Source organism: uncultured Imperialibacter sp. (assembly GCF_963974565.1).
Classification (GTDB): domain Bacteria; phylum Bacteroidota; class Bacteroidia; order Cytophagales; family Cyclobacteriaceae; genus Imperialibacter; species Imperialibacter roseus.
Map to the genome: position 1 here is coordinate 1 of NZ_CAXBCJ010000021.1, position 25,483 is coordinate 25,483.

The 25,483-nt window shown below is 46.8% G+C and carries 31 protein-coding genes; 3 read left to right on the forward strand and 28 right to left on the reverse strand.

Going from position 1 to position 25,483, the window contains the following annotated elements; translation table 11 throughout:
• Positions 1-141: 141 nt before the first annotated feature.
• The 16 genes from AAC052_RS22630 to AAC052_RS22705 all read right to left on the reverse strand — a co-directional run bounded on the left by AAC052_RS22630 (position 142) and on the right by AAC052_RS22705 (position 11,809).
• A complete protein-coding gene (locus AAC052_RS22630) occupies positions 142-1,194 on the reverse strand; it encodes a ThuA domain-containing protein (protein WP_339815573.1) in 1,053 nt (350 codons plus the stop codon).
• 348 nt (positions 1,195-1,542) lie between these two features.
• A complete protein-coding gene (locus AAC052_RS22635) occupies positions 1,543-2,001 on the reverse strand; it encodes a hypothetical protein (protein ID WP_339815574.1) in 459 nt (152 codons plus the stop codon).
• Positions 2,002-2,544: 543 nt separating this feature from the next.
• The gene (locus tag AAC052_RS22640; RefSeq protein WP_339815576.1) at positions 2,545-2,907 is read right to left on the reverse strand and encodes a hypothetical protein; all 363 of its coding nucleotides are present in this window, start codon (positions 2,905-2,907) and stop codon (positions 2,545-2,547) included.
• On the reverse strand, positions 2,900-3,127 hold the full coding sequence (locus AAC052_RS22645; RefSeq protein ID WP_339815577.1) for a hypothetical protein: 228 nt from the start codon (positions 3,125-3,127) through the stop codon (positions 2,900-2,902). Before AAC052_RS22645 ends, AAC052_RS22640 begins: the two co-directional genes overlap by 8 nt.
• A gap of 113 nt (positions 3,128-3,240) precedes the next feature.
• On the reverse strand, positions 3,241-3,804 hold the full coding sequence (locus AAC052_RS22650; RefSeq protein WP_339815578.1) for a DUF6756 family protein: 564 nt from the start codon (positions 3,802-3,804) through the stop codon (positions 3,241-3,243).
• Positions 3,759-4,355, reverse strand: a complete 597-nt coding sequence (locus AAC052_RS22655; protein ID WP_339815579.1) for a hypothetical protein — start codon at positions 4,353-4,355, stop codon at positions 3,759-3,761. Before AAC052_RS22655 ends, AAC052_RS22650 begins: the two co-directional genes overlap by 46 nt.
• A 542-nt stretch (positions 4,356-4,897) precedes the next feature.
• A complete protein-coding gene (locus AAC052_RS22660) occupies positions 4,898-5,824 on the reverse strand; it encodes a hypothetical protein (RefSeq protein ID WP_339815580.1) in 927 nt (308 codons plus the stop codon).
• A 161-nt stretch (positions 5,825-5,985) separates the two neighbouring features.
• Positions 5,986-6,615: an NAD(P)H-dependent oxidoreductase gene (locus AAC052_RS22665; protein ID WP_339815581.1), complete on the reverse strand. Its 630-nt coding sequence runs from the start codon at positions 6,613-6,615 to the stop codon at positions 5,986-5,988.
• A gap of 5 nt (positions 6,616-6,620) precedes the next feature.
• Positions 6,621-7,067 carry a DMT family transporter gene (locus tag AAC052_RS22670; RefSeq protein ID WP_339815582.1) on the reverse strand — a complete coding sequence of 149 codons (447 nt, stop codon included), beginning with the start codon at positions 7,065-7,067 and terminating at the stop codon, positions 6,621-6,623.
• 4 nt (positions 7,068-7,071) lie between these two features.
• On the reverse strand, positions 7,072-8,049 hold the full coding sequence (locus tag AAC052_RS22675; protein ID WP_339815583.1) for a cyclase family protein: 978 nt from the start codon (positions 8,047-8,049) through the stop codon (positions 7,072-7,074).
• A 158-nt stretch (positions 8,050-8,207) separates the two neighbouring features.
• Positions 8,208-8,510, reverse strand: coding sequence for a helix-turn-helix transcriptional regulator (locus AAC052_RS22680; RefSeq protein WP_339815584.1), 303 nt, complete (start codon positions 8,508-8,510; stop codon positions 8,208-8,210).
• Entirely contained in the window at positions 8,494-8,658 is a 165-nt protein-coding gene (locus tag AAC052_RS22685) for a type II toxin-antitoxin system RelE/ParE family toxin (RefSeq protein WP_339815585.1), read from the reverse strand. The genes AAC052_RS22680 and AAC052_RS22685 overlap by 17 nt, the downstream gene beginning before the upstream one ends.
• Positions 8,659-8,942: 284 nt before the next feature.
• Complete coding sequence (locus AAC052_RS22690) at positions 8,943-9,521, reverse strand: Crp/Fnr family transcriptional regulator (protein WP_339815586.1); 579 nt, start codon at positions 9,519-9,521, stop codon at positions 8,943-8,945.
• Positions 9,522-9,569: 48 nt separating this feature from the next.
• On the reverse strand, positions 9,570-10,109 hold the full coding sequence (locus tag AAC052_RS22695) for a hypothetical protein (RefSeq protein WP_339815587.1): 540 nt from the start codon (positions 10,107-10,109) through the stop codon (positions 9,570-9,572).
• Complete coding sequence (locus tag AAC052_RS22700) at positions 10,102-10,569, reverse strand: N-acetyltransferase (RefSeq protein WP_339815588.1); 468 nt, start codon at positions 10,567-10,569, stop codon at positions 10,102-10,104. Before AAC052_RS22700 ends, AAC052_RS22695 begins: the two co-directional genes overlap by 8 nt.
• A 106-nt stretch (positions 10,570-10,675) precedes the next feature.
• Complete coding sequence (locus tag AAC052_RS22705) at positions 10,676-11,809, reverse strand: Gfo/Idh/MocA family oxidoreductase (RefSeq protein ID WP_339815589.1); 1,134 nt, start codon at positions 11,807-11,809, stop codon at positions 10,676-10,678.
• 518 nt (positions 11,810-12,327) lie between these two features.
• Here AAC052_RS22705 and AAC052_RS22710 point away from each other — a divergent pair.
• Both AAC052_RS22710 and AAC052_RS22715 read left to right on the forward strand, forming a co-directional pair.
• Positions 12,328-12,912 (forward strand): porin family protein, encoded by a 585-nt coding sequence (locus tag AAC052_RS22710; RefSeq protein ID WP_317490012.1) that lies wholly within the window; start codon positions 12,328-12,330, stop codon positions 12,910-12,912.
• A 176-nt stretch (positions 12,913-13,088) separates the two neighbouring features.
• The gene (locus AAC052_RS22715; protein WP_193217767.1) at positions 13,089-13,262 is read left to right on the forward strand and encodes a hypothetical protein; all 174 of its coding nucleotides are present in this window, start codon (positions 13,089-13,091) and stop codon (positions 13,260-13,262) included.
• Positions 13,263-13,270: 8 nt separating this feature from the next.
• Here AAC052_RS22715 and AAC052_RS22720 read toward each other — a convergent pair whose 3' ends face one another.
• Positions 13,271-13,738 carry a nuclear transport factor 2 family protein gene (locus tag AAC052_RS22720; protein ID WP_339815590.1) on the reverse strand — a complete coding sequence of 156 codons (468 nt, stop codon included), beginning with the start codon at positions 13,736-13,738 and terminating at the stop codon, positions 13,271-13,273.
• Positions 13,739-13,931: 193 nt separating this feature from the next.
• On the opposite strand from AAC052_RS22720, the gene AAC052_RS22725 reads away from it, so the two are divergent.
• Positions 13,932-14,510: a Crp/Fnr family transcriptional regulator gene (locus AAC052_RS22725; protein WP_193217768.1), complete on the forward strand. Its 579-nt coding sequence runs from the start codon at positions 13,932-13,934 to the stop codon at positions 14,508-14,510.
• A 19-nt stretch (positions 14,511-14,529) separates the two neighbouring features.
• Here the strand turns inward: AAC052_RS22725 and AAC052_RS22730 are convergent, their stop codons facing one another.
• From AAC052_RS22730 to AAC052_RS22780, 11 genes are all read right to left on the reverse strand, one after another.
• The gene (locus AAC052_RS22730; protein ID WP_339815592.1) at positions 14,530-15,489 is read right to left on the reverse strand and encodes an NAD(P)-dependent alcohol dehydrogenase; all 960 of its coding nucleotides are present in this window, start codon (positions 15,487-15,489) and stop codon (positions 14,530-14,532) included.
• Positions 15,490-15,528: 39 nt separating this feature from the next.
• Positions 15,529-16,221 (reverse strand): DUF4386 domain-containing protein, encoded by a 693-nt coding sequence (locus AAC052_RS22735; protein ID WP_339815594.1) that lies wholly within the window; start codon positions 16,219-16,221, stop codon positions 15,529-15,531.
• Positions 16,222-16,315: 94 nt separating this feature from the next.
• Complete coding sequence (locus AAC052_RS22740) at positions 16,316-16,687, reverse strand: DUF6567 family protein (RefSeq protein ID WP_339815595.1); 372 nt, start codon at positions 16,685-16,687, stop codon at positions 16,316-16,318.
• Positions 16,688-16,901: 214 nt separating this feature from the next.
• Positions 16,902-18,092, reverse strand: a complete 1,191-nt coding sequence (locus AAC052_RS22745) for an alpha/beta hydrolase-fold protein (protein ID WP_339815596.1) — start codon at positions 18,090-18,092, stop codon at positions 16,902-16,904.
• A gap of 97 nt (positions 18,093-18,189) precedes the next feature.
• Positions 18,190-19,134 (reverse strand): DUF4249 domain-containing protein, encoded by a 945-nt coding sequence (locus AAC052_RS22750; RefSeq protein ID WP_339815597.1) that lies wholly within the window; start codon positions 19,132-19,134, stop codon positions 18,190-18,192.
• Between the two features lie 12 nt (positions 19,135-19,146).
• Positions 19,147-21,543, reverse strand: coding sequence for a TonB-dependent receptor (locus tag AAC052_RS22755; RefSeq protein ID WP_339815598.1), 2,397 nt, complete (start codon positions 21,541-21,543; stop codon positions 19,147-19,149).
• 240 nt (positions 21,544-21,783) lie between these two features.
• Positions 21,784-23,208: an amidohydrolase family protein gene (locus tag AAC052_RS22760; protein WP_339815599.1), complete on the reverse strand. Its 1,425-nt coding sequence runs from the start codon at positions 23,206-23,208 to the stop codon at positions 21,784-21,786.
• Positions 23,209-23,218: 10 nt separating this feature from the next.
• Entirely contained in the window at positions 23,219-23,443 is a 225-nt protein-coding gene (locus AAC052_RS22765) for a hypothetical protein (RefSeq protein ID WP_339815600.1), read from the reverse strand.
• Entirely contained in the window at positions 23,440-23,997 is a 558-nt protein-coding gene (locus AAC052_RS22770) for a hypothetical protein (RefSeq protein ID WP_339815601.1), read from the reverse strand. The genes AAC052_RS22765 and AAC052_RS22770 overlap by 4 nt, the downstream gene beginning before the upstream one ends.
• A 90-nt stretch (positions 23,998-24,087) precedes the next feature.
• Complete coding sequence (locus AAC052_RS22775; RefSeq protein WP_339815602.1) at positions 24,088-24,645, reverse strand: hypothetical protein; 558 nt, start codon at positions 24,643-24,645, stop codon at positions 24,088-24,090.
• A gap of 354 nt (positions 24,646-24,999) precedes the next feature.
• Positions 25,000-25,416: a DUF1348 family protein gene (locus AAC052_RS22780; protein WP_339815604.1), complete on the reverse strand. Its 417-nt coding sequence runs from the start codon at positions 25,414-25,416 to the stop codon at positions 25,000-25,002.
• Between the last annotated feature and the right edge of the window lie 67 nt (positions 25,417-25,483).

Consider the following 25,483-nt stretch of genomic DNA (forward strand, 5'->3'; position numbering starts at 1 on the left):
TTAAAATAACAAACCTTTTGACTTTTTTGAGAGCAAAATGATGAAGTCAGGAAAACATGCTTCAATGACTCCTATTGGACAGGCGTCACTTAGCGTTAGCCCAGGGAACAATTCGCCCTATGTTGAACGTATCTAATTCTTCTATTTATCCCATTTTCTAACAGTCACCTTTTCTTCTGTGGGAAAATCCGTCGGAATGGCCTGGGTAACCGCACCGGTGGCCACCCATTCAGCACCCCGCTGTAGCGTGGTGATAAAGCCTGCACATTCCATGGAATAGTCGAAGTGGCCCAGAGCAGTGTGGAAAACCCGGCCTTGCCCGTAGTTCATGGCCATCAGCAGGGGCACATGCTGTCCCATGCCTTTTACTTTAGGGTTCCATGGAGGCGAATTGCCCTCTACATCCGCATAGGCCGTAGCCAGCACGGTGGCGTTCTCCCATGGGCCTCTCATGCGCTCATACAGCTCGTCCTGGGTGTGCATCCATGCGGCAGGCAAACCTTTCATGATAGGGTGCTCGGGAGCACGTGTAGTCATAAGAAATTCGTACTCGGCACCATGCGAGCCACAAAAGCCCGCTGAAGGATCTATGATGAGCTCGTTGGCGTCGTTGTAGTACACATAAGGGCCTGTGATACTGTCACGGCCGCCCCAGGCACCCACACCAATCATTTTATTGTATTCATCCCAGTCACCCCAGGCGTTATCGGCTGCGTGCACCACGATCAGTCCACCGCCTTCGCTCATGTATTTTTCAAAAGCTTTTTCGGTAGCCTCAGGCCATCTTGGACTGGCTGCCCCCAGGTTAGAAACCACCAGGTCGTACTGACTGAAGTCGATCGAAAACCGGGAGGTTTTTACCGGATCTTTAGAAATGGCATAAGCCGTTGAATCCAGCGGATAGGTTTGGATATAGTACTCGTAGGCAGCAGGACGTGATTTGTTGTATTTGATACCCAGCCACACAGAATCCATGCGGTGGATGTCTACCTCAAAGAGACCTGTTTCCTCCAGGTAGTCCTTCATCATCATGGTGGTTTTAGGCCAGATGTAGTGGTTGTTCTGACCGTCAACGATCAGCACTTTGAGTTTTGATGCTTCTGTTTCTTTGTTGCTGGCCTGTTCTTCCTTGTTAGCCGGGCTGCATGCCGTGGCCAGAAGTACTACTGCAACAATCCAATTGAATTTTTTCATTTTATATAGTTTAAGATAGGGTCAACCCAATACTATCCGGCACTTGCCAGGAATTAAAGATAAGTTAAAGGATCGTAGGATGCCTACAAAAAGCTTTGTGAAAAGCGGTAGGGATTGGTGGGGTTTGTTGCTGTCATTTGACAATGCCGCTCACGTTGCTGAAAATGAGTGTGGGAGTTTTATGCAGCTCCGCTTCCACGAGCACTTAGCCACGCCTTGCTAGCCGTAGCTTTAGCGAAGGCTGGGCGATGTTAAAATTAACTCTTGTGGCGGACGATCCAAGCCAGCTGACTTTTGACAACCGATAAAGTCCACATTCATGGAACCGCTGTGTTGTGGTGCTTTTATCTAGTCGATGTTCAAAAGCATATTTTGGAGCAGTTCCTTTTGATCTCGAGTCAGTGGGATATTGAAAGTTCGTTTGATCGGCTGGGAAAGTTTGACTTCCCAAATGTCTTTGTCCTGATACTTATCCATCGACTTCAAAATTAGGGGCGATTGAATGCTAGGAATAGCATAAGTGGACTGTCCAACCGTCAGAGTTCGTTCGTTTAGGTTCCAGGATAACTTTGAAGTCTGTGTAAAGCTAACTTTAAAGCTGCCCATAAAGAGAAGAAACATTATGCCGATGGCTACATATGAAATCGGATAAGCAATTTCTGGAAGATGAAAATTCTCTATTAAGTTGAAGGTGTTATGAGGTGGGCTGAATGGAAAGCATATGCTCAGCAGCAAGGCTGCGAGAACGAAATAACTCTTGTATTTGTCTAGTTGGAAAGTTAGCCAGTTAATGTGTTCTGTCTCCATATCCTGTAAAGCTAATGCATCAACGATGTCCTGCAACGATTTATGGGAACTGTTGTAAAGAAGAAGTATGTCCAATAGGCTGGAAGTAGGTTTTTCCTATGGCCATTGGTTTAGACAGTGGTTCCCTCATAAAGCAGTGTTTTCCAGTTAGTCGCCCGCTGGTAATATGTACGCAATGCCGAATTCAAGAATTGCTAGACCTATCAGAAAACCGAACATTGAAAGAAATTGTATTAGAGCTTTACGTTTTGAAGTTGGGTCGCCCTTCTTAACTAAGTTCATCATAATTCGAGCAACGAAGTAGATAATTAACCCTGCCTTTACTATTGTTAGAAACACAAATATTCCTGATTTCATATGAGGATATTTCACTGTCAACTGCGCCACAACGTCTAGCTATCGTGAGTGGGGTCTTTAATGCCGTGCAGATTCCGCTGGCACCTAGTCACGCCGATGATAAATTTATACTTTGTGGCGGACAATCGAGCCAGCTACAGCTTCCTTACTGCCGAGCCCCCATGGAAGGTTTGTGTTGTGCTTTTTTTATTCTGTTTTGTCGAGCCAACTTGAATAATCTTCCAAGTCGGCACGGTATTGTGATTTTTCCATCTCATCAGTTTGCTCGTCAAATCCGTGGGCTGAATTTCTGGGATATTCGGCAGCAGAAATTACATCTCTAAAATCAAAGTTTGCCTTATCTATTAACAGGTCGAGTTCGTTAAAATCTCTGTTCGCCAGTTTCAAAACTGCTGCAGAAATTCTGCGTCTGCCAGCGTCATTCTCGCTATTTAGTAGTTCTAACCTAGATACGACAAGCATTATGTCATCAGGAAACTCCCTGCGAATAAGGTAGTCAAGAAGTTCAGGAGAAATCTTGGCTGTTTGCTGCAATTCAGACCTACTCATAAATGGATGCCCCTTTTAATATGTTCATGAAGTTCTCCCAAGATGGCTCGTCGGCATTTATGCTCAAATTCATATTGTCATAGTATCCTTGAATATCTTCGGTATAGGCGCTCATAGCTTCTAGGAAGTCGCTGAGATTTTTGTTTTCCCACTTATCCGGGTTATCCTTCAAGTCTTGCCTGAAGTTGCTTAAGAAGATTATGAATTCTGTTCTCGTCATTCACGATAATTAAGCACAACGATCAGCTAAGCACAGTCGGCTCAGCCTTTCAAATATCTCAAATGTATCGGATCCAAATGCCCTTTGCAAACAACTAAGTAAGCCGATTGGGCTTAGCGCCAGTTACCAGCTTTAATTTTTGATTCGAGCTGTTGAAGTTGTGCGATCTTCTTCTCTGTTCCAACCAAAATATCGTGGTGGTTGTAAGAAATTAACCATTCAAGTTTCTTCGAGACAATCAAGATTTCATCAAAGTGTCCAGACTCCCAAATTACCTTGCTAAATGGCTCGATGAATCCTTCATAAATCCAGAATTTTGTTTTCTCGTTGACAGTTTCGTCAAGAAGAAACCAAACTTGTTCAGAATGATCTACAAGTTCAGCCAATCTAAGCTTGGGAAAATCAATGTAAAAGCCATAGGTCGGATTTCTCAGAGTTTCCCATATCCATCTGGAGTTCCTATCATTTGAGAATTTCTTCCAAATCTTCTCTTCAATATCTTGCCAGTGGTTGAGGTTTACTTCCTTTAATTCAGAAGATGACACACTCAATTCCTCACATATTCTGTTGATTTCAACTCTTAGATCAGTCCAATTATTAGGGTATGTCTTCAACCTGATCATTTTTAACTTTACTCTTGGTGTTGAATTATTGATTGTTTCATTGATTTCTGCCAAAATTCTTGAGAGTTGCAGAAGTATGTGGTTAACGGGAAGTTTCCTTGTTCCTCCTTTCCACTCCAAGTCAAGTGGATTGTAGCCAATTCACCGGAATTCAGTTCTACCAGAATTTCATCGTTATCCTGTCGCTTAGCCAAGACCTCATACTTGCCATTATAGAGTTTATGATTTCTTGGCAATTCTTTCTTCAATTCAGCGCTAACTCCCTCTCCAAGATCATGAGTTTCCATAATATCCCACCAAGGATCAAGAAAGTTTAAATTGAAAACAGATGGATTTAGTAGATTTTCCAGTTCACCTTCTTCTAAGAGCTTCGAAATAGTCTGTTCAACGCAATCATGTGTGAGCTCTGCTACAAATAGATCAGGAGGAATAACATAAAGGTTGCCTTCTTTGCTTTTAGCTTCATTCAGATAGTTGAAAGTCCAGACGTTAATTCCATATTTTCTTCCATCCTCAAGAGTTACTTGGATGTTTGCGAAATCGTTGGTTAGGTCTTCCCAGCCTTCTGTTTCTTCAAATTCTAACCAAAGAGCAAATTTTCTCATGCGGTATATTGCTGGTAACATTTGGCTAACACGCACCAGTGCATTTTATTTCCATTACATCTTTTTATTGGGCTACTTACCATAAATAGCCGACTAAAACCCGCAAAACTAATTTATCCGTTTGTAAGAGAACAATATACATATATTATATGTATAATATATAGCCAGGTATTTGTTGTTCTAACCTAAAATACATTGACTGTTTCCCATCACGTCAAAGCGCTCTTCCCATCAAAAGCAGCACTATTTCAAAACATGGCTACAATGAGCTCCCATTGTAGCTACAATTGCTCCCCAACATAGCTACATTTCACCTGCAACATGGCTACATTATACCTGCAACATAGCTACATTGAGGCCGTTTGCTACGCAGCAAACAAGGTTTTTGCTACGTAGCAAAGGGGGTGTTTGGTGCGTAGCAAACAAGTTTTAGCTGCGCTGCAAAGAAAAGTGGATATTTGAGGCAGAAAGGAACGAAGGGCAGTAACTGCCTTCTTTAATATACGAAATTTCTATCCAAAAGGTGAGCCTCACAGGCAGGTTTATCGTCGGGAAAATTTGTTCACTTCTATCTGCCTGAGAGCATCTGGCTGGGTGGCCCATAGGTGCAATATTCCTTCGTTGTCCACTTGCAAGCCAGCTGCGGCTCCAAAACTCACACCGCTTTTGCAGTGAAAGGCTTTGGTAAGCACCTTTTTCATGACCGGCTCAAACTGTCCAGCCTTACTCACAAGGATTAAATCGGCGTAGTTACCATCGGTAGTCTTGTAAAATCCAATGGCATAAATGGCCTCCTCATCCCTGATCAGGTTGATGGACTGGTAGCTCCCCCAGTCGGCAGGTGCAGCAAAACTGTAGATAATTCTCCGGTCTACCCGGTTGGGGTCGAAGCGATAGAAATCCCAATGGCGGCTGTCCCAATTGCTGACCACTATCAAGTAGTCATTCTCCAGCGCCAGTATTCCCGTTGCACCGGAGGTTTTCAGCTCAGGCACTCCTTCCCTATCTATGGTAACGACTGGCTTGTCTTCGTAAAGACCTTCGCCGTAGTAGTTGTACAAACGCACCTTTGACAATGTTTTCTTCACATTGTCTTCAATACCCACGCCCAGGTACTTGTCGGTCAGCTGAATGCCCCCTGCATGCCGGAACGGCTCCTTCATCAATGGAATAAACTTCTCGGTCTGACGTGAAGCCAGGTCGGCTTGCAAAATATAGGCCTGGGCAAGAGAACTGCCCGACATCAGCAGCTTTTCAGCTCCGTCTTGCACCATTACCTGCACACCCTGCAAATGCCCGGACTTGGTGGGCACATCAATGTCGTTCGCCAGCACAATCACCTCGGGTTCTGCGCTCAGCGCTTCAAAGGCAGCCGGTACATTTTTTACTTGCTGGGCCTGGCCAACAATTGGTTGCACGCTGATGAAAGCAAGCAGAAAGAACGGTTTCACTAAATTATGGCTGAGCATGAGGAGTGATGACTTTAACAATTCACCAAGATGGCACTAATACAAAAATAACACACATGGCTGCGTGTTATTCTTGTTTTAAGAATTGTTCGTCGGGTGAAAAATATCGCACCAGAGGCTAAATCAGCCTAAGCAATTGCCCCGTCTCAAACATCAATCCTTTACGCCATTTGGAACAATTCCTCCATCGACTTTCTTACTTTCTGCCGTTCCTGGGTCTCGTCGTTATCGGAGCGGTAGCCTACGGGCGCAATGACTGAGGCATTCAGTCCAAGTTCGTCGAGGCCAAGGAGCCGGTTGTAGGCTTGCTTATCAAACCCCTCCATTGGGCAGGCATCGATCTTCAGCTCTGCACAGGCCATCAGCAAGTTGTTCAAAGCGAGGTAGGTCTGCTTCTCAGACCAGCTCTTTCGCTCTTCTGTGGGCATGCCAGCAATGGTCTTCTTGATAAATTCACCATACTGCTTCAGGCCGTCATCACTTTTCCCCTGCAGTTCAATGATCCGCCGAATATAGCTATCCACATGCTGGTCGTAGTTGCGGGTGTAGTTGCAAAAAACGAAAAGGTGGGAGGCATCTGTGATCTGGCTTTGGTTCCACGAAGACTTCCTGAGCTCCTCTCTGATGTCATCGTTTTCGATGATGAGCACTTTGTAGAGCTGCAAGCCATACGAGGACACCGAAAGCCTGATCGCTTCCTTCAGGAATGACAGGTCGTGGGCGCTTACCTTTTTGTGAGGGTCAAATATTTTGGTGGCATAGCGCCAGTTGAGTTTATCTATTAAGTTCATCTTATTTATGATTTTACAAGTACTACGCCGACAATCATGACAAGCATACCAGCGATCTTTTTTATTGATACGGGCTCCAGTGGCATACCAAACCAACCAAAATGACTGGCGATAGCAGCGAAAATAACCTGGCCTGTGAGGCTGAAGGTGACTGCGGTAGAGATACCCACCCTGGGAATAACGTAGTAAAACAGCGAGACGGCGATGAAGCTAAAAACGCCGCCTGCAAACCACATGTAGGCAGGAATTTGCCGCAACTCGCCAGCTGTCGGAAGCTGCCGTACAGTGGCCACTACAACCAGCAGCGTAACACTCGCACTCATTACCAGAGCTATGCCGGTGGCCACAAGTGAGTTGTTGAGCATGACACCGAGCCGGGAATTGATGCCGCCCTGGATCACGACCATAATACCCACCGAAAATGAAAGGAGGAGTAATAAAGGATTGTTCATGGCCTTACTGTTTTGTTTGAATTGGAAATGCCACCGGACGCATGGGTGAAGCACTTGCGCCCCTTAACTTCAGTGAAGCAGCGATAAAGGCGAACTCGTAAACCTTATCTGCCGAGAGCTCTTCCAGGAACATCTGTTCTATAAACATGGCCCCCTTCTCAGCCAACAAGTAAGTGTGCACGGGCACCCAATTGTCGGTTCGCTCAGGAGGAAAAGCCTCGAAGCTAAGGTTGTCGGCGCCCAGCAGCATGATGCCCATTTCTTCTACCAGCCATTTCACTGCATCCAGGCTGATGCCAGGGTAGTTGTCGAGATAGTCAGCAGCATTTTCGTAGTGTTGTGCCTGGCCTGTGCGAATCAACACTACGTCGCCATTTTGCAGCCGGACGTTCTGCTTCCTCAGCACAAGCTGCAAATCAGCGGCACTGATGCGGTAGTTTTTGGGAAGTGGCCCTTTGGCAGCTGCCACATCCAGCAGCACCCCTCTGGCAATGATCGGTGGTATGGTTTCGGCACCCGTCTTTTTCCAGCCTTTGTCGCCGAGGTGTTCTTCAGGAGTGAACCCGTTCCAGATCTTGCCATTCAGCCCAAAATGGTTCAGCGCATCAATATGCGTACCCATGTGGGTGTACATCGATATGGCATCGCCGGTGTAGCTTACCTTTTGGTTCATGGCCTCCCCCAAACCATTAGGATTATCGACAACCGTACCGTGGGGTGTGTGCGTGAGCCAATACTGGTAACCGGGGTCGCCCAGCGAATGGAAGCTTGGCATGCCAACGAAATAATCGACGCTGAGGTCGTAAACCTTGCCCGACACAATCTGTGAAAGCACCTGCAGTTGCGATGCCTCTGTCATCATATTGAGGGTGCCTATTTCATCGTCGGGGCCCCAGGGACTTTCACCAACTGCTTCTTTCTGCTGTGCCGTTGCGGCCTTAATGGTGAGCAGCGTGACCAAAATGAATGTTGTTGTTTTCATGACTTTAACTTTTTCTTACAAAGTTGGGCGTCATGAAAGCCGGTTGCGTTAAGGTATCTTAAGAACGACCCATCAACTCAAATTCTTCCTGATAGTACTGTTCCCTGGGATGCCGAGCGAGGCATGGCGAAGAACTTCAAATGAATCCAGTTATCGATTTACAGCTTTATGGAAAGGTCAACTTGTCCACCAAGACCGAGCTCCACAATTTTCTTTAAGGTCGATAGCCGAACCTCCTTTATATTGTTTTCAATTTTTGAAATATATGACTTGGTAGTCCCCACCTTTTGAGCAAGTTCTTCCTGAGTCAGCCCCTTTTCAAGTCTAGCCTCCTGGATAAGTGCTCCGATTTTGAAATTTTCGTAGCCTTCTTCCAGGTCATCTCGCTTCGGCGTGCCAACCTCACCAAAATGCTTATTCTTGAATTGATCAAGGGTCATTATATTACTTTTCTTGCTCATATTCTTGCTTAATTTTTAATACCTTTTCGATCTCAGCCCTGGGGGTCTTTTGAGTTTTCTTCTGAAAACCGTTCATTAACACCACTAACTGTCCATCATCGAAGAAACAAAAGATTCTATAAATATTGCCTCCGGTTTGAGCCCTCACTTCATATAGCCTGTCAGTTCCTTTGATGTGCTTCAGGTAAGTTTCAGATATGCCTTTAATCTCTCTATCAAGTTAATTCTCCAGATAATTTTCTTCTGAACTTTATCACTTTGCTTTAGGAAGAAGGACTCGAAATAATCTTTGTAGAAGATGACCTTTCTAACTTTACAATTCACATAGCAAATGTATTAAAAGTTTCACTTTAGTACAACTTAGCATCACGCCTCTGTCCGCATAGTTGCTCTATCAGGCAGATCAGGCATGCACATGACTGAACTTCCCCATCAACTCAAATTCTTCCTGATAGCACTTAAAAACTCGGGTGTTATTTTCAGGTAGGAGGCCACCATGTACTGGGGAACCCGCTGCTCAATGTCCCGGTATTTGGAGCGAAACTCCACATACCTTTCTTCGGCGGTTTTACTCATGGAGTTAATGGTGCGATCCTGCAGTGCCACGTAAGCAGTTTCGAATTTCATTCTGAAAAATCGTTCGATGGCAGGCACCTCGTCATAAAGCCTGCTCAGGGTGTCTCGGTGGATTTGAAGAAGCACACTATCGTCGATGGCCTGAATAAACTGCCTGGCGGGCGTTTGGGTGAGGTAGCTGTACAAATCGTTGATCCACCAGCCTTCGATACCAAACTGGATAATGTGTTCCTTCGTTTCCTCGTCCATGTAGTAGCTCCTGAGGCAGCCTTCGGCTATGAACCGCATGTGCGACGAAGTTTCGCCTTTGAAGAGAAGCATCTCCTTCTTCTTTAAGGCCACTTCCTTAAAACTTTGCTTCACCAATTCCGCCTCGTTCTTCGTCAGCGGAATGGTTTCCTGCAGGTGGTATATGAGTTTATCGGATGCATCCACTTTTTATCCCGTTTTGATGCCTTGCCACAAACCTGGAGCCACTAGCTATCACACTTTGGCCAGTTTGCTGATCTTTACATGTTTCTCCACGTCAGGCCGCCATTTGTCCTGGCTGGCTATCACATCGCATATTTTCTCTTGAAAGTAAACCTGATGCCATGTTCTTTTATGAAATTGACACACATGCTCGTATGTTTTTTCTGCATGTATCATTAGCCTTAACAGGAACTCTTCGTTTGGCTCCCGGTGGTTATTCAAAATCTGACTCAGCAAAACAGGAGTGACGTCAATGTCTTTCGCAAAACTATTTCTTCTGCTATAGATCGCATCAATGTATGAGGTTAAAAATTCGGTAAAAGCACTATGCGTGTGATAGACTGGCTCCTTAATGTATTCGTCCATTTTCAGCTTTAGCTGCAATAACTTCGCCTTGACGATTTGATCGGCTGACAGATTTTTCATTCTCTGCAACCTGGCCTCCATTAATGCCTTGCCGTCATCCAGTCTGTCTTTCTTTGAAGTGTACCGTGAATCAACGCCATACTCTGCCCCCCCAACTTCCCTTATCTCCTTTTTTCTGCTAGTCATGGTCGTATGTCTCAATCAAATTGAAAATTTCCAGTATTTCGATGCTTAGAGTCAGACCCGTTACGTTCATGCCGAATTTATCTATGTAATGGCGAGCTATTAATCCCTTTGGCTTTAACGACACGCAGGCAAGCTCACCGTATTCTCCTACTGCAATTTTTGAAATAAACGTCAGTAGGTTGCCAGTAATGTTTTCAAATTTCTTGCTACTCCCTTTATTTTCTTTTGAAACGGTCAGCAGCCTTATATGCAACCTCCATTCTTCTGGAATTCTCTCTATAGAAACAAGTCCAAGTATATCTCTCGTGTTGGCTATTCTCAGCTTATACATCTCGAATTCCTTTTCTTGTTTCCAATCAAAGAAATACCTCGCCTTCGTCAGACTTGCGAAGTCACGATCGTCAACAGGCTCAATCTCTACCTTGTGGCTCGCTCCTGTTCCAGTATCAATTACTACCACAAATTAAAAGTACGGAAAGTTTCCTAAAAACGTAAAGCTATTTCTATAAGTATCCGTTTTTAGGAAACAAATAGGTCGATCGCTAAGGGTATTCGAGTTGCCAGTGCTATTTCGTAATCACCAGCTTCTTCGCCTGATCCTGCGCTTTGAGTGCCAGCTCGGTGGCCAGGAACACGTGGGCTTGTGGCAACGCCGTTTCGGTGCGGTTGAGCACATCATCCACAAACAGCTTACCAAATGGCAGCTCCACATCATTGCAGTCGATGTACCTGGTTTCTTTATGCGTCACCAAGTAGAGGTGGTTGCCCCCTTCGTGACCAGAAGCAATATCGATGTTCTTTCTTATTTCTATATAGCCCTCCGTTCCCAATATGGTCAAGCGCCCATCGCCCCAGGAGCCCAGGCCATCGGGTGTGAACCAGTCTATCCGCACATAACCGGCGCCACCGTTTCCTTTCACCATGGCATCACCAAAATCCTCAAACTGCGGGTACTGCGGATAGTGGTTGTTGCCTACCTGAGAGGCCACCACTTCGGCTGTGGTAGACCCTGTGAAGAAGAGGAACTGATCGAACTGGTGCGATCCAATGTCGGTGATGATGCCGCCGTAGTATTTTTTATCAAAAAACCACTCTGGCCGGTTGGTCAGGCCTATCCTGTGCGGCCCCATGCCTATGGTTTGGATTACCTTGCCAATGGCCCCGGACTGCACCAACTCACCAGCCTTCACTGTCGCCTTGTTCTCCAGCCTTTCGCTGAACATGATATCATAAATACGTCCGGTTGCCTTTTGCACCTTGCGTACTTCAGCCAGCTGAGCGAGTGTGGTGATACCAGGCTTATCGACCAGGTAGTCTTTACCGAGTTTCATTACCTCAACGCCCAGCGGCGCTCTGTCTACCGGAATGCCGGCACTCAGCACTACCTGAATGGACTTATCTTCGAGAATCTCTTTTTGGCTTTTGGCAAGTTTGGCTTCAGGATATCTTTTAGAGAAGGCTGCTACCAACTCTGGCTCCGGAGCAAAGAATGAAACAAGCTCACCTCCTCCTCTTTTCACAGCTTCTGTCATGCCATAAATATGGCCATGGTTCATACCTATGACCGAAAACCTGATCCTGGGTTTGTCCTGCATGATGGCAAGGGCACTTTTTGGAAAAGAAGAAAGGAGGGCAACGCCGGTCGCTGCTGAGGCAGATGTTTTGATGAATTTGCGTCTGCTGGATTGAGGATGTGTCATGTTGTAGTAGGGATTGTTGTTAAACAGGTATCGGTTACAATGACATAGACGATTTTAAAGCGAAAAATCCTGACAAGCCATTGAACTTATGATAATAATACAGAAAAGAACGCAAACCGATAAGATATCCTACATGACTGGCTGCCCAACTATAAGCTATCTGCCCAAACCAAAACCGCCTTCGCCCCAAACGACCTTGTCGATAAGCGTCCCATGAAAACCGTCATCCATGATATCGCCAACAGCAATGTAGTCCGCTGGTGATTTCCACTAGCGTATGGGATATGGCAAAATTTCGAACTCGTTCAATAGGTTGTGATACTTCTCCTCCAAATTCCCTGGAATGCGCCGACCATTTAACATCAAGCCCGCCTCCTTCAACCCAGGGTGTCCCATCAGTGATATATGTAACTAATAGCTGCACTTGTGCAACAATCCCATGGGCCACTGTGGTGAACTTTGCACTCACTTTGATGATCTACCATAATGTAATGGCGGACTCCACTCCCAAGAAAAATATGAAATCTTTTTTATTCGCACTTATTGCCCTTTTTCTCCTAACTGTTTCCACCCAGGCACAACACGTAAATGTTGGCATAAAAGGCGGCCTGAACGCCTACACCATCCAGGGCGACAATAGCGGCAACTTCGACCCCAAACTCAGTTTCAATGTTGGTCTGCTGGGTCATATCCATATGGATAATCAATTTGCGCTTCAGCCAGAGGTCGTTTTTTCCGGACAAGGCACTCAATACAAAAGTGGTGGCAGCGATGTGAAGCTCAACCTGAACTACGTGAATATCCCGCTACTCTTTCAATACATGTTCGACAATGGATTTAGGCTGGAAGCAGGCCCGCAACTGGGCATTTTGGCCAGTGCTAAATCGGAAATCGGCAACAACAGTACTGACGTAAAAAATAACTACAAAAGCACCGACATCGGACTAGTTGTAGGCATGAGTTACGTGAAGCCGTCTACAGGTTTTGGGTATGACCTTCGATATGTTCACGGCCTAACGGACATCAGCGAGAATAATGCATCCAACTCTTACAACAGAGGCTTGCAACTCGGTATATTCTATCTTTTTCAGCACAGATCATAAGATCAGAGGTTGTCTCAAAAGCCCCTAAAAATGAAGCGAATGTCACATTGAGCTCGTCGAAATGCTTAAGCACGTTAAACAATAAGGTTTCGACAGAGTCAACCTGACATAGGATTAGGGCTTTTGAGACAACCTCCTTTTTCTTGCCATCCATCCACCTTAAAAAAACAGTCACTATGAAAGCACCTTCAGCTCCTAAGAAAATTACCTGGATTATTGGTTTGATCAGCGGCATCCTTGGCATCATTGGCCACTACGCCCATGTTCAGATTTTGAGTGAATACAATTACACCTTGCTGTTAGTGGGTTTTCTGGTGCTGGCCGCCGGAACGACTTTCAGAGAGATTTAAGTGTACAACTACCAATACTCGTAGATCCTGGCAATTTTTCCATCTCTGAACTCGAACAGGGTCATTTGGGGCTCGCCTTCTACTGTCTTTCCATCCTTTTTAGTAACAAAGGTTTTGCTCACGGCGATGGCATTCAACCCCACTATTTTATTGAGAATTTTGATATCGGTTACACTTCCGTCATAGCCACCGTTTTTTTGGTTGCGTTGATAGCCCTCGTATAGGTCCTGACGGGTATAGGTGCCTCCGTATTGAGGGTGGATGTACTCGAAGTCATCTGTAAAGAGATCAAAAATAATGTCGATGTCCTCTGGTTGGGAATTTGCTTGAAAGACTTTTAGGTTGAGTTTGTAGTATTTGTCGAGCACTGTGTTCAGGGAATCTTCGTGCGTCAGTTTCCCAGGCTGGGCATTTACCACAGTAGAAGCTGAAACCATAAAAAGAGAGAAAAAAAAGTGGATTGCTGTTTTTGTCATTGTTGAAATTCTTGAATTTTAAACTGAAACTAATTTTCACCCACAACCATAAGTTGCGGGTTCATTTTTAAAAAAGTTGGAACTACCCCTCAATATTAACGTATAGCCTATCCAAGTTGGAGATAGTTTTTATCTTTAACATATCATTAACAAGGCATGCTCTGGCCGCCTGCTATTAACCAAACCAGTAGCCATGGTAAAGTACATCTCCGAAATGATTGGTCAGCACATGACCCTCACCGAAGAAGAAACCGAGGTGCTCAACGACTGCATTCCTATTCGCAGCTACAAAAAAGGCACAATCCTGCTGAGGGAAGGTCAAATCGCCACCGAGTGCTATTTCAATATCAAGGGCTGTGTGCGCCACTACTACCTTTCTGATGGTGAAGAAAAGACCACCCAGTTTTATACCGAAGAGCAGTCGATTGCCTCTATGAACAGCTACCTCAACAAAGTGCCCGCCAACCACTATCTGGAGTGCGTGGAAGACACTACCCTGGCTGTGTTCGGCTACGAAAAAGAAAAGGAGCTGTACCGAAAGCACCCAAAGTTTGAATCGCTCTGCAGACTTTCGATGGAGGATGACTTCGGCAAGCAGCAGGAAATGCTGGCTAACTACATCATCCAAAGCCCCGAAGAGCGCTACCTCAATCTGCTCGAAACCAGACCAGGTCTATTGAACCGGGTACCTCAGTATCACCTGGCCAGCTATCTGGGTGTGAAACCGGAGTCGCTGAGCAGGATCAGGAAGCGGGTGGCGGAGAAAGGTTAATCCTCCGCCGTGCCTATTTTCACTGTACCTGTATCACAATCTTGCCAAACGGGTGCCCTTCTTCCATGTAGCTGATGGCTTTTGCCACATCTGCCAACGGATAACTTCGCTCAACTACCGGTCTCACTTCGCCCCCATCAACCATCTGCCTGACCGCCTCGAGGTCTTTCCTGTTGGCACTGGCCAGCATATTGATTATTTTCTTGCCTTCGGCGATGGCAATCCATGGCCCTAAAAACATAGCTCCGGGTGAAAAGGCAGTTGTCACGTACCTGCCATGCTTGTTAAGCACTCGCTTCAGCGCTGATACCGAATGATTGCCCACGACGTCAAAAATGAGGTCGTAGCGCTCGCCACCCTTTGTGAAGTCAGCCAGTTTGTAGTCAATGGTGTGGTCGGCACCCAGAATCTTCGCCAGCTCGGTCTTGCCGGTGCTGGCTACGGCAGTCACTTCTGCGCCGAAGGCTTTGGCTATCTGCACAGCAAAAGTGCCCACGCCGCCGGAAGCTCCGTTGATAAGCACCTTCTTTCCGGGACTGATCTGCCCCTTATCACGCAGCCCCTGCAAGGCAGTAACGGCCGCCATCGGCAAAGCGGCGGCTTCTCCGAACAAGGCATTTGATGGCATGTGCGCCAGCGCTTTCTCGGAAACTGCTACGTATGCAGCAAATGCGCCAAAGCCGTAAGCAGACAGCTCGCCAAACACCTTATCTCCGGGCTTGAAATAGCTCACGCCTTTGCCAACGGCTTCAACCTCCCCGGCCATATCGGCACCAAGGATATTGTTCTTGGGTTTGAAAAAACCAGCCATTATTCGAACAGGAAACGGCTGCCCTCTCAACAGGTGCTTGTCTGCCGCATTCACGGAGGCTGCGTGCACTTTTACGAGCACCTCACCGGGGCCCGGCATGGGTTTTTGTACGTCCTTCAATTCCAACACATCGGGCGACCCATATCGTTGATATACAATTGCATTCATTTTAAATAATGTTTTGAGTTTTTGACCTTGGTTATAAAATCAGGCTACGATGGCCTTCGATGTCATCTTTCTGACTGACACACCCTTGATCAGCAGCCACAGACAGAGTGACATTTCTGCCAGTACTGCCGGCCCCACCACTATATTATCGAAGAGCTCTTCGTGTCCCGGAGCCAGAAAATTGCCGAAGCTGTTAATTAGGTAGCCCAAAGCGGCGATGATGATCATAGTCCCCAACCAGGCTGGAAAGCCATCGGATTTGATGATCAGGTAGCCAAGCAATACACAATGAAGCCCAAAGAACGCTCCTGCGATCAGGTAGCCAACCGTGTGCACGTTGAGAAAAAACAGGGCCAAAGCATTGAGCTGATCAGGACTGAATACCGACAGGTAGCCGGAGCCATCGAGTAGCTGCAGGGCCATGTAGTGGTTGAGCAGGTTCACACTGGCGATGGCCGGATGAGCCAGCAAGCGAAGTAGTGCTGCTGTGAGTGAGAGGGTTTTATTCACTGGCTTAAGCAACTGATACAGCAGCACGGACACCACCAGGTCGCACAAAAAAGCCACCAGGTCGGCTGCAAAGCCCAAACGGAACAGGCCCTCTGAGGCCACAATATTTTGAGCGGTCGCTGCTGCATCGCCCGTCACCACTGCACCGGCACGCACGTAGCCTTCGCTAAAGCCGGCGGTAACAAAAATGATGAGGTAAAGGAATCCTGCGATCCTTGCCATTTTTTTATTTGAGTTCATGATTCAATTTTGTTGTTGTTGAAAAAAATGGGCGGGCTGCCTGAGTCAAACAGCACCTACCCTTTTTAGCTTTTGACTATCTGTTGAATTCTACCACATGGCCGCTCACGGTAATGGTTCGCTTCAAAAAGAATGGAGGCACACCGCCGACATGCTCTTCTGTAAGCAAATTCACCAGCGCTCTGGGACCGTCCATCAATCCTGCCGACTTCACCATTTCGGCGTACGCTTCGTTGTACATCTGCTGTCTTTTTCTTCCACCGATCAGCACCCAGTACTTCGCCTCGGCGCTACCGCTGACACTGCTGATCACCTTAAAATTATTCTCCTTCAGATGCACCTGAGTGGAGCTTTGGTTTTGGTTGCGCATGATGGCCCTGCCAGCCCCACAAGAGCTGATAACCACCATCATGATCATTACTGCGATTGTTGAAATTGACTTTTTCATCTTCTTCATTGTTTTGAGTTTTTGAAATTGATTTAAATGTTTTTCGTTTTTGAATACCCAAAATTAGAGCGGGTAAAAACCGATTTCATTGACTTTGGTTAAGAAGAGAGCCGACGAACTTTTTATTGAAATTTGATTATCCAGGGGGCGTAAAAATAAAGGGCAATCTCCGCCGATAACAGAGATTGCCCAATACCCTTTGAAAGGCGGCTGCTTACTTTTGCTGCTGTAGCTTCTTCAACTTCTGAAGATATTTCTTCGCTTCACCTTGATTACCCAGAGCCTGATAAGCCCCTGCGAGTGTACTCAACAGATCAGCAGAATCGGGAGACTGATTCAAAAGGGCCAGATAGATATCAATGGCCTGCTTATGTTCACCATTTTCAGTTAAAAAATCGGCGATGGAGAAAGCACCATAGCTTCTTCCTCCTTCTATCAAGTCGCTGATCAACATAGCTGAACCCAATGCCTCATAAAATTCCCGGAAGCGGGTGTAATCCCGGGCTCGCAGGGCGCTTCGAACAATAGTAAACCTTGACCACAAAGACATGTCTGGTGAAAACCCATACCGGGAAGCCCTTTCTTTGGTGTAACTATGGGCGTATGCCATGCCACCTGCCTCGACAAACGCTTGCAAATCATCTACCTGCAATTCAGGATAGTACCTGAAGTATTTTCGAAGGCCATGATACAGCGTGGAGTAACCTGTGGAGCGGTGTTCTTCATTTTCCAGTCGGAAACAAGTCCAATCGAGCCCAGGAAAATCCTTTTCTGAAAGCAGGGAATCCAGCTTGTCGACTCCCCGGTTCACTTCAAATTCATTGGGGCTTACTGAAAAGTAAAGAGATTTGTTGAGTGCCGGCAGCTTATCCAGCACGTCCACTTTGTCCAGAAGGGGGAAGGGGCTTGCCAACATGTAGCCATCAAACAAAGACGGGTGATTTGTTAGCATGTGGAAAGCAAAACTTCCTGCGTATTCCCAACCAAACAACAGCCGTTCGCCACTGGTTCGATAGCTGCTTTCCACATAAGGTATCATCTCTTTTTCAATAAATTCAGCGAACTGCTGTTTGCCGTCGGCGAAGTGATTGAAGCGTTGCGGATAGCTATTAGTGATGCCCACTACTATGAACTCCGGTGTTAGCTGATATTGCTTGAAAGTGGCGGCAAGACCTACGGTATGAAGAAAAAATCGCTGACCATCCAGTATGAAAATAACGGGGTAACGCTTTTCCTCCTCACCATATCCCTCAGGCAGATAGATCTGAATTTGTCTTTCCTCATCAAGAATCTTTGAATCGATAAAGTGGTTGGTTCCAACGATATTTTCAGTAGTGGAGACCTGTGCTTGCACTCTACTAATTGATAGAAGACCGATAGCTGCCAGTGTAAGTGACTTGAGCATTGTTCTGGATGCGATTTTAGATAGCATGAAAAAATATAAAAGCTTTTAAAAAGGTATGGCAGCGAAACAGTCAGGGCTCGCCGCCACACCATTACTACTATTTACCTGCATTGGCCCTTGCTTCATCAGCGACTGCTTGGGTGATCTTGCCACCTCCTGAGCTAACAGCAGACACATTGAAGAAGCCTGCCACGTTGGTGTTCGAATTTTCATCGGTGCTCTTCACGTTGGTCATCACATTGGCCAGGGGAGTAGCAAATAGCTCAGAGAAACCTCCGGGCCTGTTGGTCTGCAGAATGACGCCCGTCAGGTATTCGAATGTCACAGGATCAATTGAATGAATCTCCACATACAGCGAGTCGCCTATCTCGTAGGGCGGGTGGTAGTAGTTTTTCCTGTCGGGCAGCGGGTCCAACGGGTTCACAAAGTCACGGCGGATAACCTGATGGAATACTTCTCCATCCACCGACTGGCTTGGCGACAAGCCCGCATCGAAGGCAATATTGATCTCTGAGGGTTTGCCCAGGTAGTTACCATTTTTCCACGCCTTGATCCAGTACGCATCGCCGGGCCCCACCGGATCGGTTGCCACAAACTCCGCTGAGTAGTACGATTCCAGTATATTGAAGTCCTTGGACTTGTACTTGTACAATATGGTATCCACTTCAGGCACACGCCCAAGCGTTGACACTGCCTCAAATGTTTCACCGGCATAGGTAACTGCCAGTTTGTAAGTATGACCCACTTCACCCAACGGCGCATCGGCAGGATCCCAGTAGTAGGCATCGGCACCTTCCTGAAAGTTGTAAACCACTCCTGTGTTAAGGTCTTCCACCGTTACCTGCGCTCCAGGCGTCAGGCTTGGGTAAGAGTTATCGAAATACGGCTGCGATCGTGACACCATCACTTTCTGCCTTTCCATTTTCTGAGTAAGCCAGGCGTCTATCACCAGTATTTCCTCAGCTTCCTTGAGCTCCGGCTGAATGGCGGTTTCGCAGCCAAAACCAAAAACAATTAATGCGATATATATGATCTTTTTCATTGTTGTTGAGTGTTAGAATTTGAAGTTGTAAGTAACTGCGGGAATCAGCGTGCCTATCAGAGAAAGCTGCTTAGCAGCCGTTTGCTGTGGGGCGTCTGCCATTTGCCTGTCCCTGCCCTGCGAGAAGTAGATGCTGAAAGGGTTCTTTCTGGCGTACAGGTTGTACACGGAGAAAACGATGTGGTCATTGCCTGACCGGTTCTTCTTGCCCCGCCACACATTGTTAATTGTAAGTGACGCATCCAGCCTGTGGTAGTTTGGAAGTCGGAAGTTGTTTCTCTCACTTCCGCTCACGTAGGGAATGACGTAACCTGCCGACATGTAACGATCCGTTGGAAACGTGGTGGGTGTGCCTGACATGAAGCTAAAGTTGGCAGAAAGGGAAACCCTCTTAGTCAGGTCGTAGAAGCCAGCCACCTTGAGGTTGTGGCGCTGATCGAAACGGGTAGCGTACCAGTTGCCTTCATGGTTCTTGCGGTCGTTTCCAAAATTGATCCCGTCCACTTTCAGCTCCGACTTGCCCAGTGTGTAGCTCACCCAGCCGGTCAGTCTCCCGGCGTTTTTCTTCACATAAAGCTCCAGACCATAAGCCCTGCCAACGCCTGAAAGCAGCTGAGAAGCAATGAATTCGTTGATGAACAGTTCAGCTCCGTCGATGTAGTCGACCTGGTTCTTGTTCCACTTGTAATATACTTCGGCAGAGGTCTCGAAACGCTTTCCGCCAATGTTCCTGAAGTAGCCCATGGCCACCTGATTACCCATTTGCGGGGCAATGTTGTTGTCCGACGGCTGCCAGATATCAATTGGCGTAGAGGCCGTAGTGTTAGATATCTGGTGGATATACTGACTCATGCGGTTGTAGCTGGCCTTCACGGAGCTCGACTCCGAAAGCTGATACCTCAGCGAGGCCCTCGGTTCAACGTTTTGATAGGAGGCAATCGACTCCCAGTCGCCTTTCTCTGTAACTGAAAGCAACGGTTTCTCCACACCTGCCAGGGTGTCGCCATAAGTCATCAAGCTACCACCGAGGTTGTTGAAGTAGCTGAACCGCACTCCGTATTGAGCAAACAGTTTGTCACTCAGCTTCTGGTCATTGCTCAGATAAACTGCGGTTTCCAGGGCCTTGCGTCTGTCGAGGCTGATATCTGTTCTGATGCCATTGTTCACTGTCGAGGCATTGGCTGGTTCGAAGCCGTACAAAATAGCTTCCCCTCCAAAGGTTAGCTCATTGTTCACATTCAGAAACCAGTTGAACTCCGGCTTGAAATTCCACGTGCTTACTTCGGCGGCCCAGTCGAACTTATCCAGTTTGTTGGTGCCAAAGCTGAAACCATAGTCGTAGTTGCTGTAAAAAGCTGAGACGTTGGAAAACAGCTTATTGCCATACAGGTGATTCCAGCGTACCGTGGCGGTGCGATTGCCCCAGTCGAAACCCTGCGATTCGTCAAATGAAAATACGTCACGCCCCAGGTAGCCGGAAACGTACACACGGTTTTTGTCATTGATGTTGAAATTGGTTTTGGCAGTGAGGTCGTAGAAATACATGCCTGCGCCGTCAGACAGCATATTGGTAAAAGGCCGCACCAGCACGTCAGCATACGACCGGCGACCGGCGATAATGAAAGATGACTTATCCTTCTTAATTGGCCCTTCCACCGCCAGCCTGCTAAACACGGTACCCACACCTCCGGCTACATCATAGTCTTTGTTATTGCCTTCTTTCATTCGGATATCCAGAATGGATGACAAGCGACCACCGTAGCGGGTGGGTATGCCGCCTTTGTACAGCTTCACATCTTTCACGGCGTCAGGATTGAACACCGAAAAGAACCCAAACAAGTGTGACGACTGGTACACCGGAGCTTCGTCAAGCAACACAAGGTTTTGCCCGACGCTTCCTCCACGCACATTGAAACCAGCAGTGCCCTCGCCTACAGAACTGACACCAGGCAGCAACTGAATACTCTTGAGCACGTCCACCTCCCCGGCAAATGCCGGTAGCTTTTCAATGGCCTTCATTTCCAGCTCAATCGTACTCATTTCAATACTGGCCACATTTTCATCAATGGCCTCGCTGGTAATCAGCACTGTTTCCAGCTCTGCATCAGCCGACCGCAGTTCCAAATCCAGTCTGATATCCTCGGTCAGGTCAATTACCTTGTGTGTGTCGCCGTAACCAACATAGCTGACATCCAGGTTGTAAGTACCCTCCGCCAGCGTAATGGAATAAAAGCCATAAACGTTGGCGGTGGTGCCGCCCGATATCTCTCTGACAAAAACGTTGGCGCCGATCAGGGCCTCGCCATTGCTTTCATCTTTAAGGTATCCACTGATTGTGAATTGCTTTGCCTGACCAAAGGCGGTCAGGGCTAGCAGGAGACATAGTGCTCCGGTAAAGATTGTTTTCATAGTTCTTATTGTTTTGAGTTTGATGAGGCAAAACAAGTCACCCCAATGATGTATTTCATTGACTTTAGTTAAGAAGCGATCACTGGCTGGTGATGAATTGGCGCTAGCTTTCAGCCATGGCAATACCACTCATGGTCACTCCATGACCAGTGCAATCATTCATATCACTGTAAATTTTGGTTTAAATGTTCCTGCGTCTATTCAGGGTAAATCAGGTTTATTCCGCTTCATTAGTGTGTTTCACAGCAGGCTTTCGGCGATTCGAAGTAAAGTGGCAGCTCCGGTTTTCCGATTTCTGGCCTTTTCCTTGAACTGTTGCAGCAACTCCTCATCAATCAGCCGCCCCTGAGCCCAGACTGCCACTGGCTGGTGCAGGGTGCTCAGGTCATCAAGCGGATTGCTCTTTGAGAGGACAAGGTCGGCCCATTGTCCCACCTCGATGGTGCCGGCATCAGCATACCTTTGCGACGCCTTCGCAGGATTAACTGTTGCTGTTTTTAATGCCTCATAAGGCGTAAGCCCGGCTTGCTGAAAATAGAACAACTCCTCGTGTAGGGAAAAACCAGGCACTGCAAACATGATACCCGCATCGGTACCGCAAAGAAGAGTAACTCCTGCTTCGTGCATCATCTTCACTATATCCTGATGCAGTTCATGCTGGTTGCTTAGTCTTTCCAAAGTTTCCGGATTGTAAAGTTGTTCACTCGTCCATCTATTGTAATCATCCATAGAGCCGAGGGCCACAAAAGCAGGGTTCATGTAGCTGACCTCCTGACCCTTGAGCATGCCTTCTCCCTGTTCGATGATATCAATAATGTTTTGGAAAATGCTCAGCGTCGGCGTGTGCGCCATGCCGTGCTGCACATACAAGTCCACCACCTGCTTCAACTTTACACTATCTATGTCAAATTTCAGTGCTGTTTGCACAATCTCCTCGGTATGTTCAACACTCTCAAATGCCGGTTTGAAATGATAGCTATAGACGACCTCAAAGCTGGGATGCGCCGCAATGGTCATTTGCTCTTCTTTGGCCTGCTCAAGAACGGCATCAAAGATTTCCTCCGTCATGCCTGCATAAGTTTTTATGAAATCGTATCCATCAGCCTTGTATTGGGCTATGAGGTTTTTTGCCTCCTCAGGAGATTGAATCTGTACTTTGTCTACGCCTTCATCGTTTGGCCCTGTGAGCTTGGGGGTGCTTGTTGAAAATGCGGGAGCCAGCAATTCGCCGTCAGCTATTTCCTGCTTAAGTCTTAAATGGAAAGGTATGCCCCACATGTTTCTTACTGTCGTCACGCCGTTAGCGAGATAAAGCCCCAGCTCCTGCCTGTCCCAAACATGTACATGCATGTCGATCAAGCCCGGGCTCAAGTACTGTTCCTGTCCATCGACTACCGTGATGCCCTCTGCCGAAATATTATGGCCAATTTGTTCAATACGCCCGTTCCTTACCAGCACAGACTGGTTCATCAAAACAGTATCCGAAGTCATCGGTACCAGATTGATGTTGGTGATCAAGTAAGAGTTTGCCTTGAGTTGTTCACTGTCGGCTATGCTCAGATAGCTGGCACTGCGCTTGTCTATTCTCAAAATAACCAGAACACTTAGCGCACAAATAGTGATTAAAGACAATACAACCATGCAGGCTATTTTCAAAAACTTCATATTCCAGCTATTAAAATTTTGTAAACGTGTAACATACTTGTCTTAAACTTTCTGAAGGAAAGTTATCAACGTCTGCCAAAAGGTCGAACCTTTGGGAGCCGCCATCTGTAGATTGCGTGATCGATTCCCCGCCACCCTTTTCAGTGCCTCCGGGCTGCTCATTGGAAGGGCTACTAAATAAAAGCGTAACAATGGCAATCAACACTCCGAGTATGATCAAAAGAAGCTTTTTCATCGCATTTCGGATTTAACAGCCCTTGTTCCCGCTAGTTTTTTGAAGGCAGTCGCCCACCAGTGCTGTTTGGTTTTGCGACCATTGATCACAATGAGTTGATCCAGCCCATAGCGGCCCGATCCAAGCACAAGGAGAATTAGCACCAGGGCTGTAATTACGAATTGCACCACCAGATTAGCATCGGGTGACGCCCAGAATGATTGATACACCATCGTGCAAACAACAGCAAGCACCATGAAGCGGGTATTGAGGCCCACTGCGATGATGCCCCCCTCAAGCCAACGGAATACAACCTCAAGGTGATTGATCCATGCCATTTGCCATGTATCAGTCATGCCCAGGGCCTTCCACTGGTCTGGATCCAGCTCCGTTCGCAGCGATAAACCAAGCAACGCTCTTCCCCAATCAGTGCAAACAACGGCAGCCAGTACCAATCTGAGTATCAGTATCAAGCTGTTGATCACGGCAGATTGGATGGGTAACGGCCGTATCAACTGGTTGACCATGATCTGAAGCCTGATCACGCCTCTGAGTGTGGTAGTCTTAAGTGTCATAGCTACAAAATGTTAGCGGTAAAATTGGAGCCGACAGCCTGCCCTTAACAAGTGACCTTTCTCGTACGGTTTGGTCTGCCCGCTTCACTCCTAAAAGAAATTGAAACCTAAAGCAAGCGTCAGACTGGTGCCTTCACGCTTTCCTTCCTCTAAATTCACACTGCTCATGAGCAACCGACCTTGCAGGTCGATGGTCCACTTTCTTCTTTGGAGCACTTCATAACCCGTGCTGATCAACACTCCTTTGCCGAAGTTGAACTCTTCCTTCCCGATGTCTACTACATCATAAAAAGCGGGCATATCCATGGCCAACCCCATACCTCCACTTATCCACCATTTGTTGGCTGGCCAGTACTGCACCGCCGGAATCAGCCCTTCAAAACTTCTGTCACGACTGTTCTGCTGATACATCTGGCCTGGTGCGTTCAGGTACACTCCGAGCCTGTCGTTAAACAGCCAGCCTATTTTCAGATTAGGCAAAGAGATATCTCCACCGGTTTCGGCGTCACCAGCTCCTTTCGTAAAGTGTAGTACACCGACGCCAAATGACCCGCCGATGCTGAAGCCTTTTCTGATGGGGGCTGCGCTTTGTCCTTTAGCGGCAAACAAGCCCAGCACACAGATTGATGTTAGAATAATCCTTTTCATTTTGATTGTGGTTTTTGGTTTTCGTTTTTACTGATAATTCTCTTTTCTAAAGTTCCCGCCAGTGTCAGCGGAATGAATTTCTTGTTACCGTTACAAAGGTCTGGCGGTCGGCGGAGGCACACTCAACACGTATGAAGCAAAAGCCATAAAGTTTGGCGATCTGGCCAAAAACTATGACGAAAACATATAAGTTATGACGTAACAGAGCCTTCAAAATCTTTGTAAAAGCGCTCTTTACTTCATTCCAGCTGTTTAAATAGTTATCACTTTCGCCGCCTTGGCTATTCAAAGGTGACACTTGCCGGAGCCATTTATCTTAAGCTACCTTAAGAAAAGCCCCTGCATCCGTTTTTGTCACTTGAACCACCTGTGTGCCTCCAGAATTTTAGTATCAAAGATGTATTCGTACCTGGAGGTCACCAGGCCGTTGACTTCAAATTCCAGATTCTCGACACCAGTTGCCCTGAACCATTGTCCATCTTCAGCGCTTTGCCATTCGTAGGCCACCCTGTTCGAAATCCTGTTTTCGTGGAAGGCCCACAGCTCAGCCACATGGCGGTAGTGGTGCTGCATTGACCACTTCTGGATCAAAAAGCTTTTGATGGCATCCCGGCCAGCGAAAGTATGCTCACCACATTGCCACCTTGACTCCGGAGAGAATAGCGGCACCAGACTTTCCGGGTTATTGGAATTCCATGCGTTGGCTAATTGCTGGTTGACAGCCTCGACTGTCTCAAGTGTAAAAGGAAATTGTAATGTTTGAATTTTCATTTTGACAATTCAGTATCGTTTGTTTTTCAAATCCGATACCAAGTATGGTGCCAAAGTATGCAACTAA

Excerpts from the sequence above, each read along its gene's own strand:
- AAC052_RS22675 (WP_339815583.1), bottom strand. The coding sequence starts at position 8,049 with ATGAAAACAACAACATTCATTTTGGTCACGCTGCTCACCATTAAGGCC.
- AAC052_RS22730 (WP_339815592.1), bottom strand. The coding sequence starts at position 15,489 with ATGAATGCAATTGTATATCAACGATATGGGTCGCCCGATGTGTTGGAA.
- AAC052_RS22660 (WP_339815580.1), bottom strand. The coding sequence starts at position 5,824 with ATGCTCAGCCATAATTTAGTGAAACCGTTCTTTCTGCTTGCTTTCATC.
- AAC052_RS22705 (WP_339815589.1), bottom strand. The coding sequence starts at position 11,809 with ATGACACATCCTCAATCCAGCAGACGCAAATTCATCAAAACATCTGCC.
- AAC052_RS22655 (WP_339815579.1), bottom strand. The coding sequence starts at position 4,355 with ATGAGAAAATTTGCTCTTTGGTTAGAATTTGAAGAAACAGAAGGCTGG.
- AAC052_RS22680 (WP_339815584.1), bottom strand. The coding sequence starts at position 8,510 with ATGAGCAAGAAAAGTAATATAATGACCCTTGATCAATTCAAGAATAAG.
- AAC052_RS22635 (WP_339815574.1), bottom strand. The coding sequence starts at position 2,001 with ATGGAGACAGAACACATTAACTGGCTAACTTTCCAACTAGACAAATAC.
- AAC052_RS22735 (WP_339815594.1), bottom strand. The coding sequence starts at position 16,221 with ATGGCAAGGATCGCAGGATTCCTTTACCTCATCATTTTTGTTACCGCC.
- AAC052_RS22775 (WP_339815602.1), bottom strand. The coding sequence starts at position 24,645 with ATGAAAAGGATTATTCTAACATCAATCTGTGTGCTGGGCTTGTTTGCC.
- AAC052_RS22645 (WP_339815577.1), bottom strand. The coding sequence starts at position 3,127 with ATGACGAGAACAGAATTCATAATCTTCTTAAGCAACTTCAGGCAAGAC.
- AAC052_RS22740 (WP_339815595.1), bottom strand. The coding sequence starts at position 16,687 with ATGAAAAAGTCAATTTCAACAATCGCAGTAATGATCATGATGGTGGTT.
- AAC052_RS22755 (WP_339815598.1), bottom strand. The coding sequence starts at position 21,543 with ATGAAAACAATCTTTACCGGAGCACTATGTCTCCTGCTAGCCCTGACC.
- AAC052_RS22665 (WP_339815581.1), bottom strand. The coding sequence starts at position 6,615 with ATGAACTTAATAGATAAACTCAACTGGCGCTATGCCACCAAAATATTT.
- AAC052_RS22750 (WP_339815597.1), bottom strand. The coding sequence starts at position 19,134 with ATGAAAAAGATCATATATATCGCATTAATTGTTTTTGGTTTTGGCTGC.
- AAC052_RS22745 (WP_339815596.1), bottom strand. The coding sequence starts at position 18,092 with ATGCTCAAGTCACTTACACTGGCAGCTATCGGTCTTCTATCAATTAGT.
- AAC052_RS22670 (WP_339815582.1), bottom strand. The coding sequence starts at position 7,067 with ATGAACAATCCTTTATTACTCCTCCTTTCATTTTCGGTGGGTATTATG.
- AAC052_RS22640 (WP_339815576.1), bottom strand. The coding sequence starts at position 2,907 with ATGAGTAGGTCTGAATTGCAGCAAACAGCCAAGATTTCTCCTGAACTT.
- AAC052_RS22715 (WP_193217767.1), top strand. The coding sequence starts at position 13,089 with ATGAAAGCACCTTCAGCTCCTAAGAAAATTACCTGGATTATTGGTTTG.
- AAC052_RS22770 (WP_339815601.1), bottom strand. The coding sequence starts at position 23,997 with ATGACACTTAAGACTACCACACTCAGAGGCGTGATCAGGCTTCAGATC.
- AAC052_RS22720 (WP_339815590.1), bottom strand. The coding sequence starts at position 13,738 with ATGACAAAAACAGCAATCCACTTTTTTTTCTCTCTTTTTATGGTTTCA.
- AAC052_RS22760 (WP_339815599.1), bottom strand. The coding sequence starts at position 23,208 with ATGAAGTTTTTGAAAATAGCCTGCATGGTTGTATTGTCTTTAATCACT.
- AAC052_RS22780 (WP_339815604.1), bottom strand. The coding sequence starts at position 25,416 with ATGAAAATTCAAACATTACAATTTCCTTTTACACTTGAGACAGTCGAG.
- AAC052_RS22765 (WP_339815600.1), bottom strand. The coding sequence starts at position 23,443 with ATGAAAAAGCTTCTTTTGATCATACTCGGAGTGTTGATTGCCATTGTT.
- AAC052_RS22710 (WP_317490012.1), top strand. The coding sequence starts at position 12,328 with ATGAAATCTTTTTTATTCGCACTTATTGCCCTTTTTCTCCTAACTGTT.
- AAC052_RS22695 (WP_339815587.1), bottom strand. The coding sequence starts at position 10,109 with ATGACTAGCAGAAAAAAGGAGATAAGGGAAGTTGGGGGGGCAGAGTAT.
- AAC052_RS22630 (WP_339815573.1), bottom strand. The coding sequence starts at position 1,194 with ATGAAAAAATTCAATTGGATTGTTGCAGTAGTACTTCTGGCCACGGCA.
- AAC052_RS22725 (WP_193217768.1), top strand. The coding sequence starts at position 13,932 with ATGGTAAAGTACATCTCCGAAATGATTGGTCAGCACATGACCCTCACC.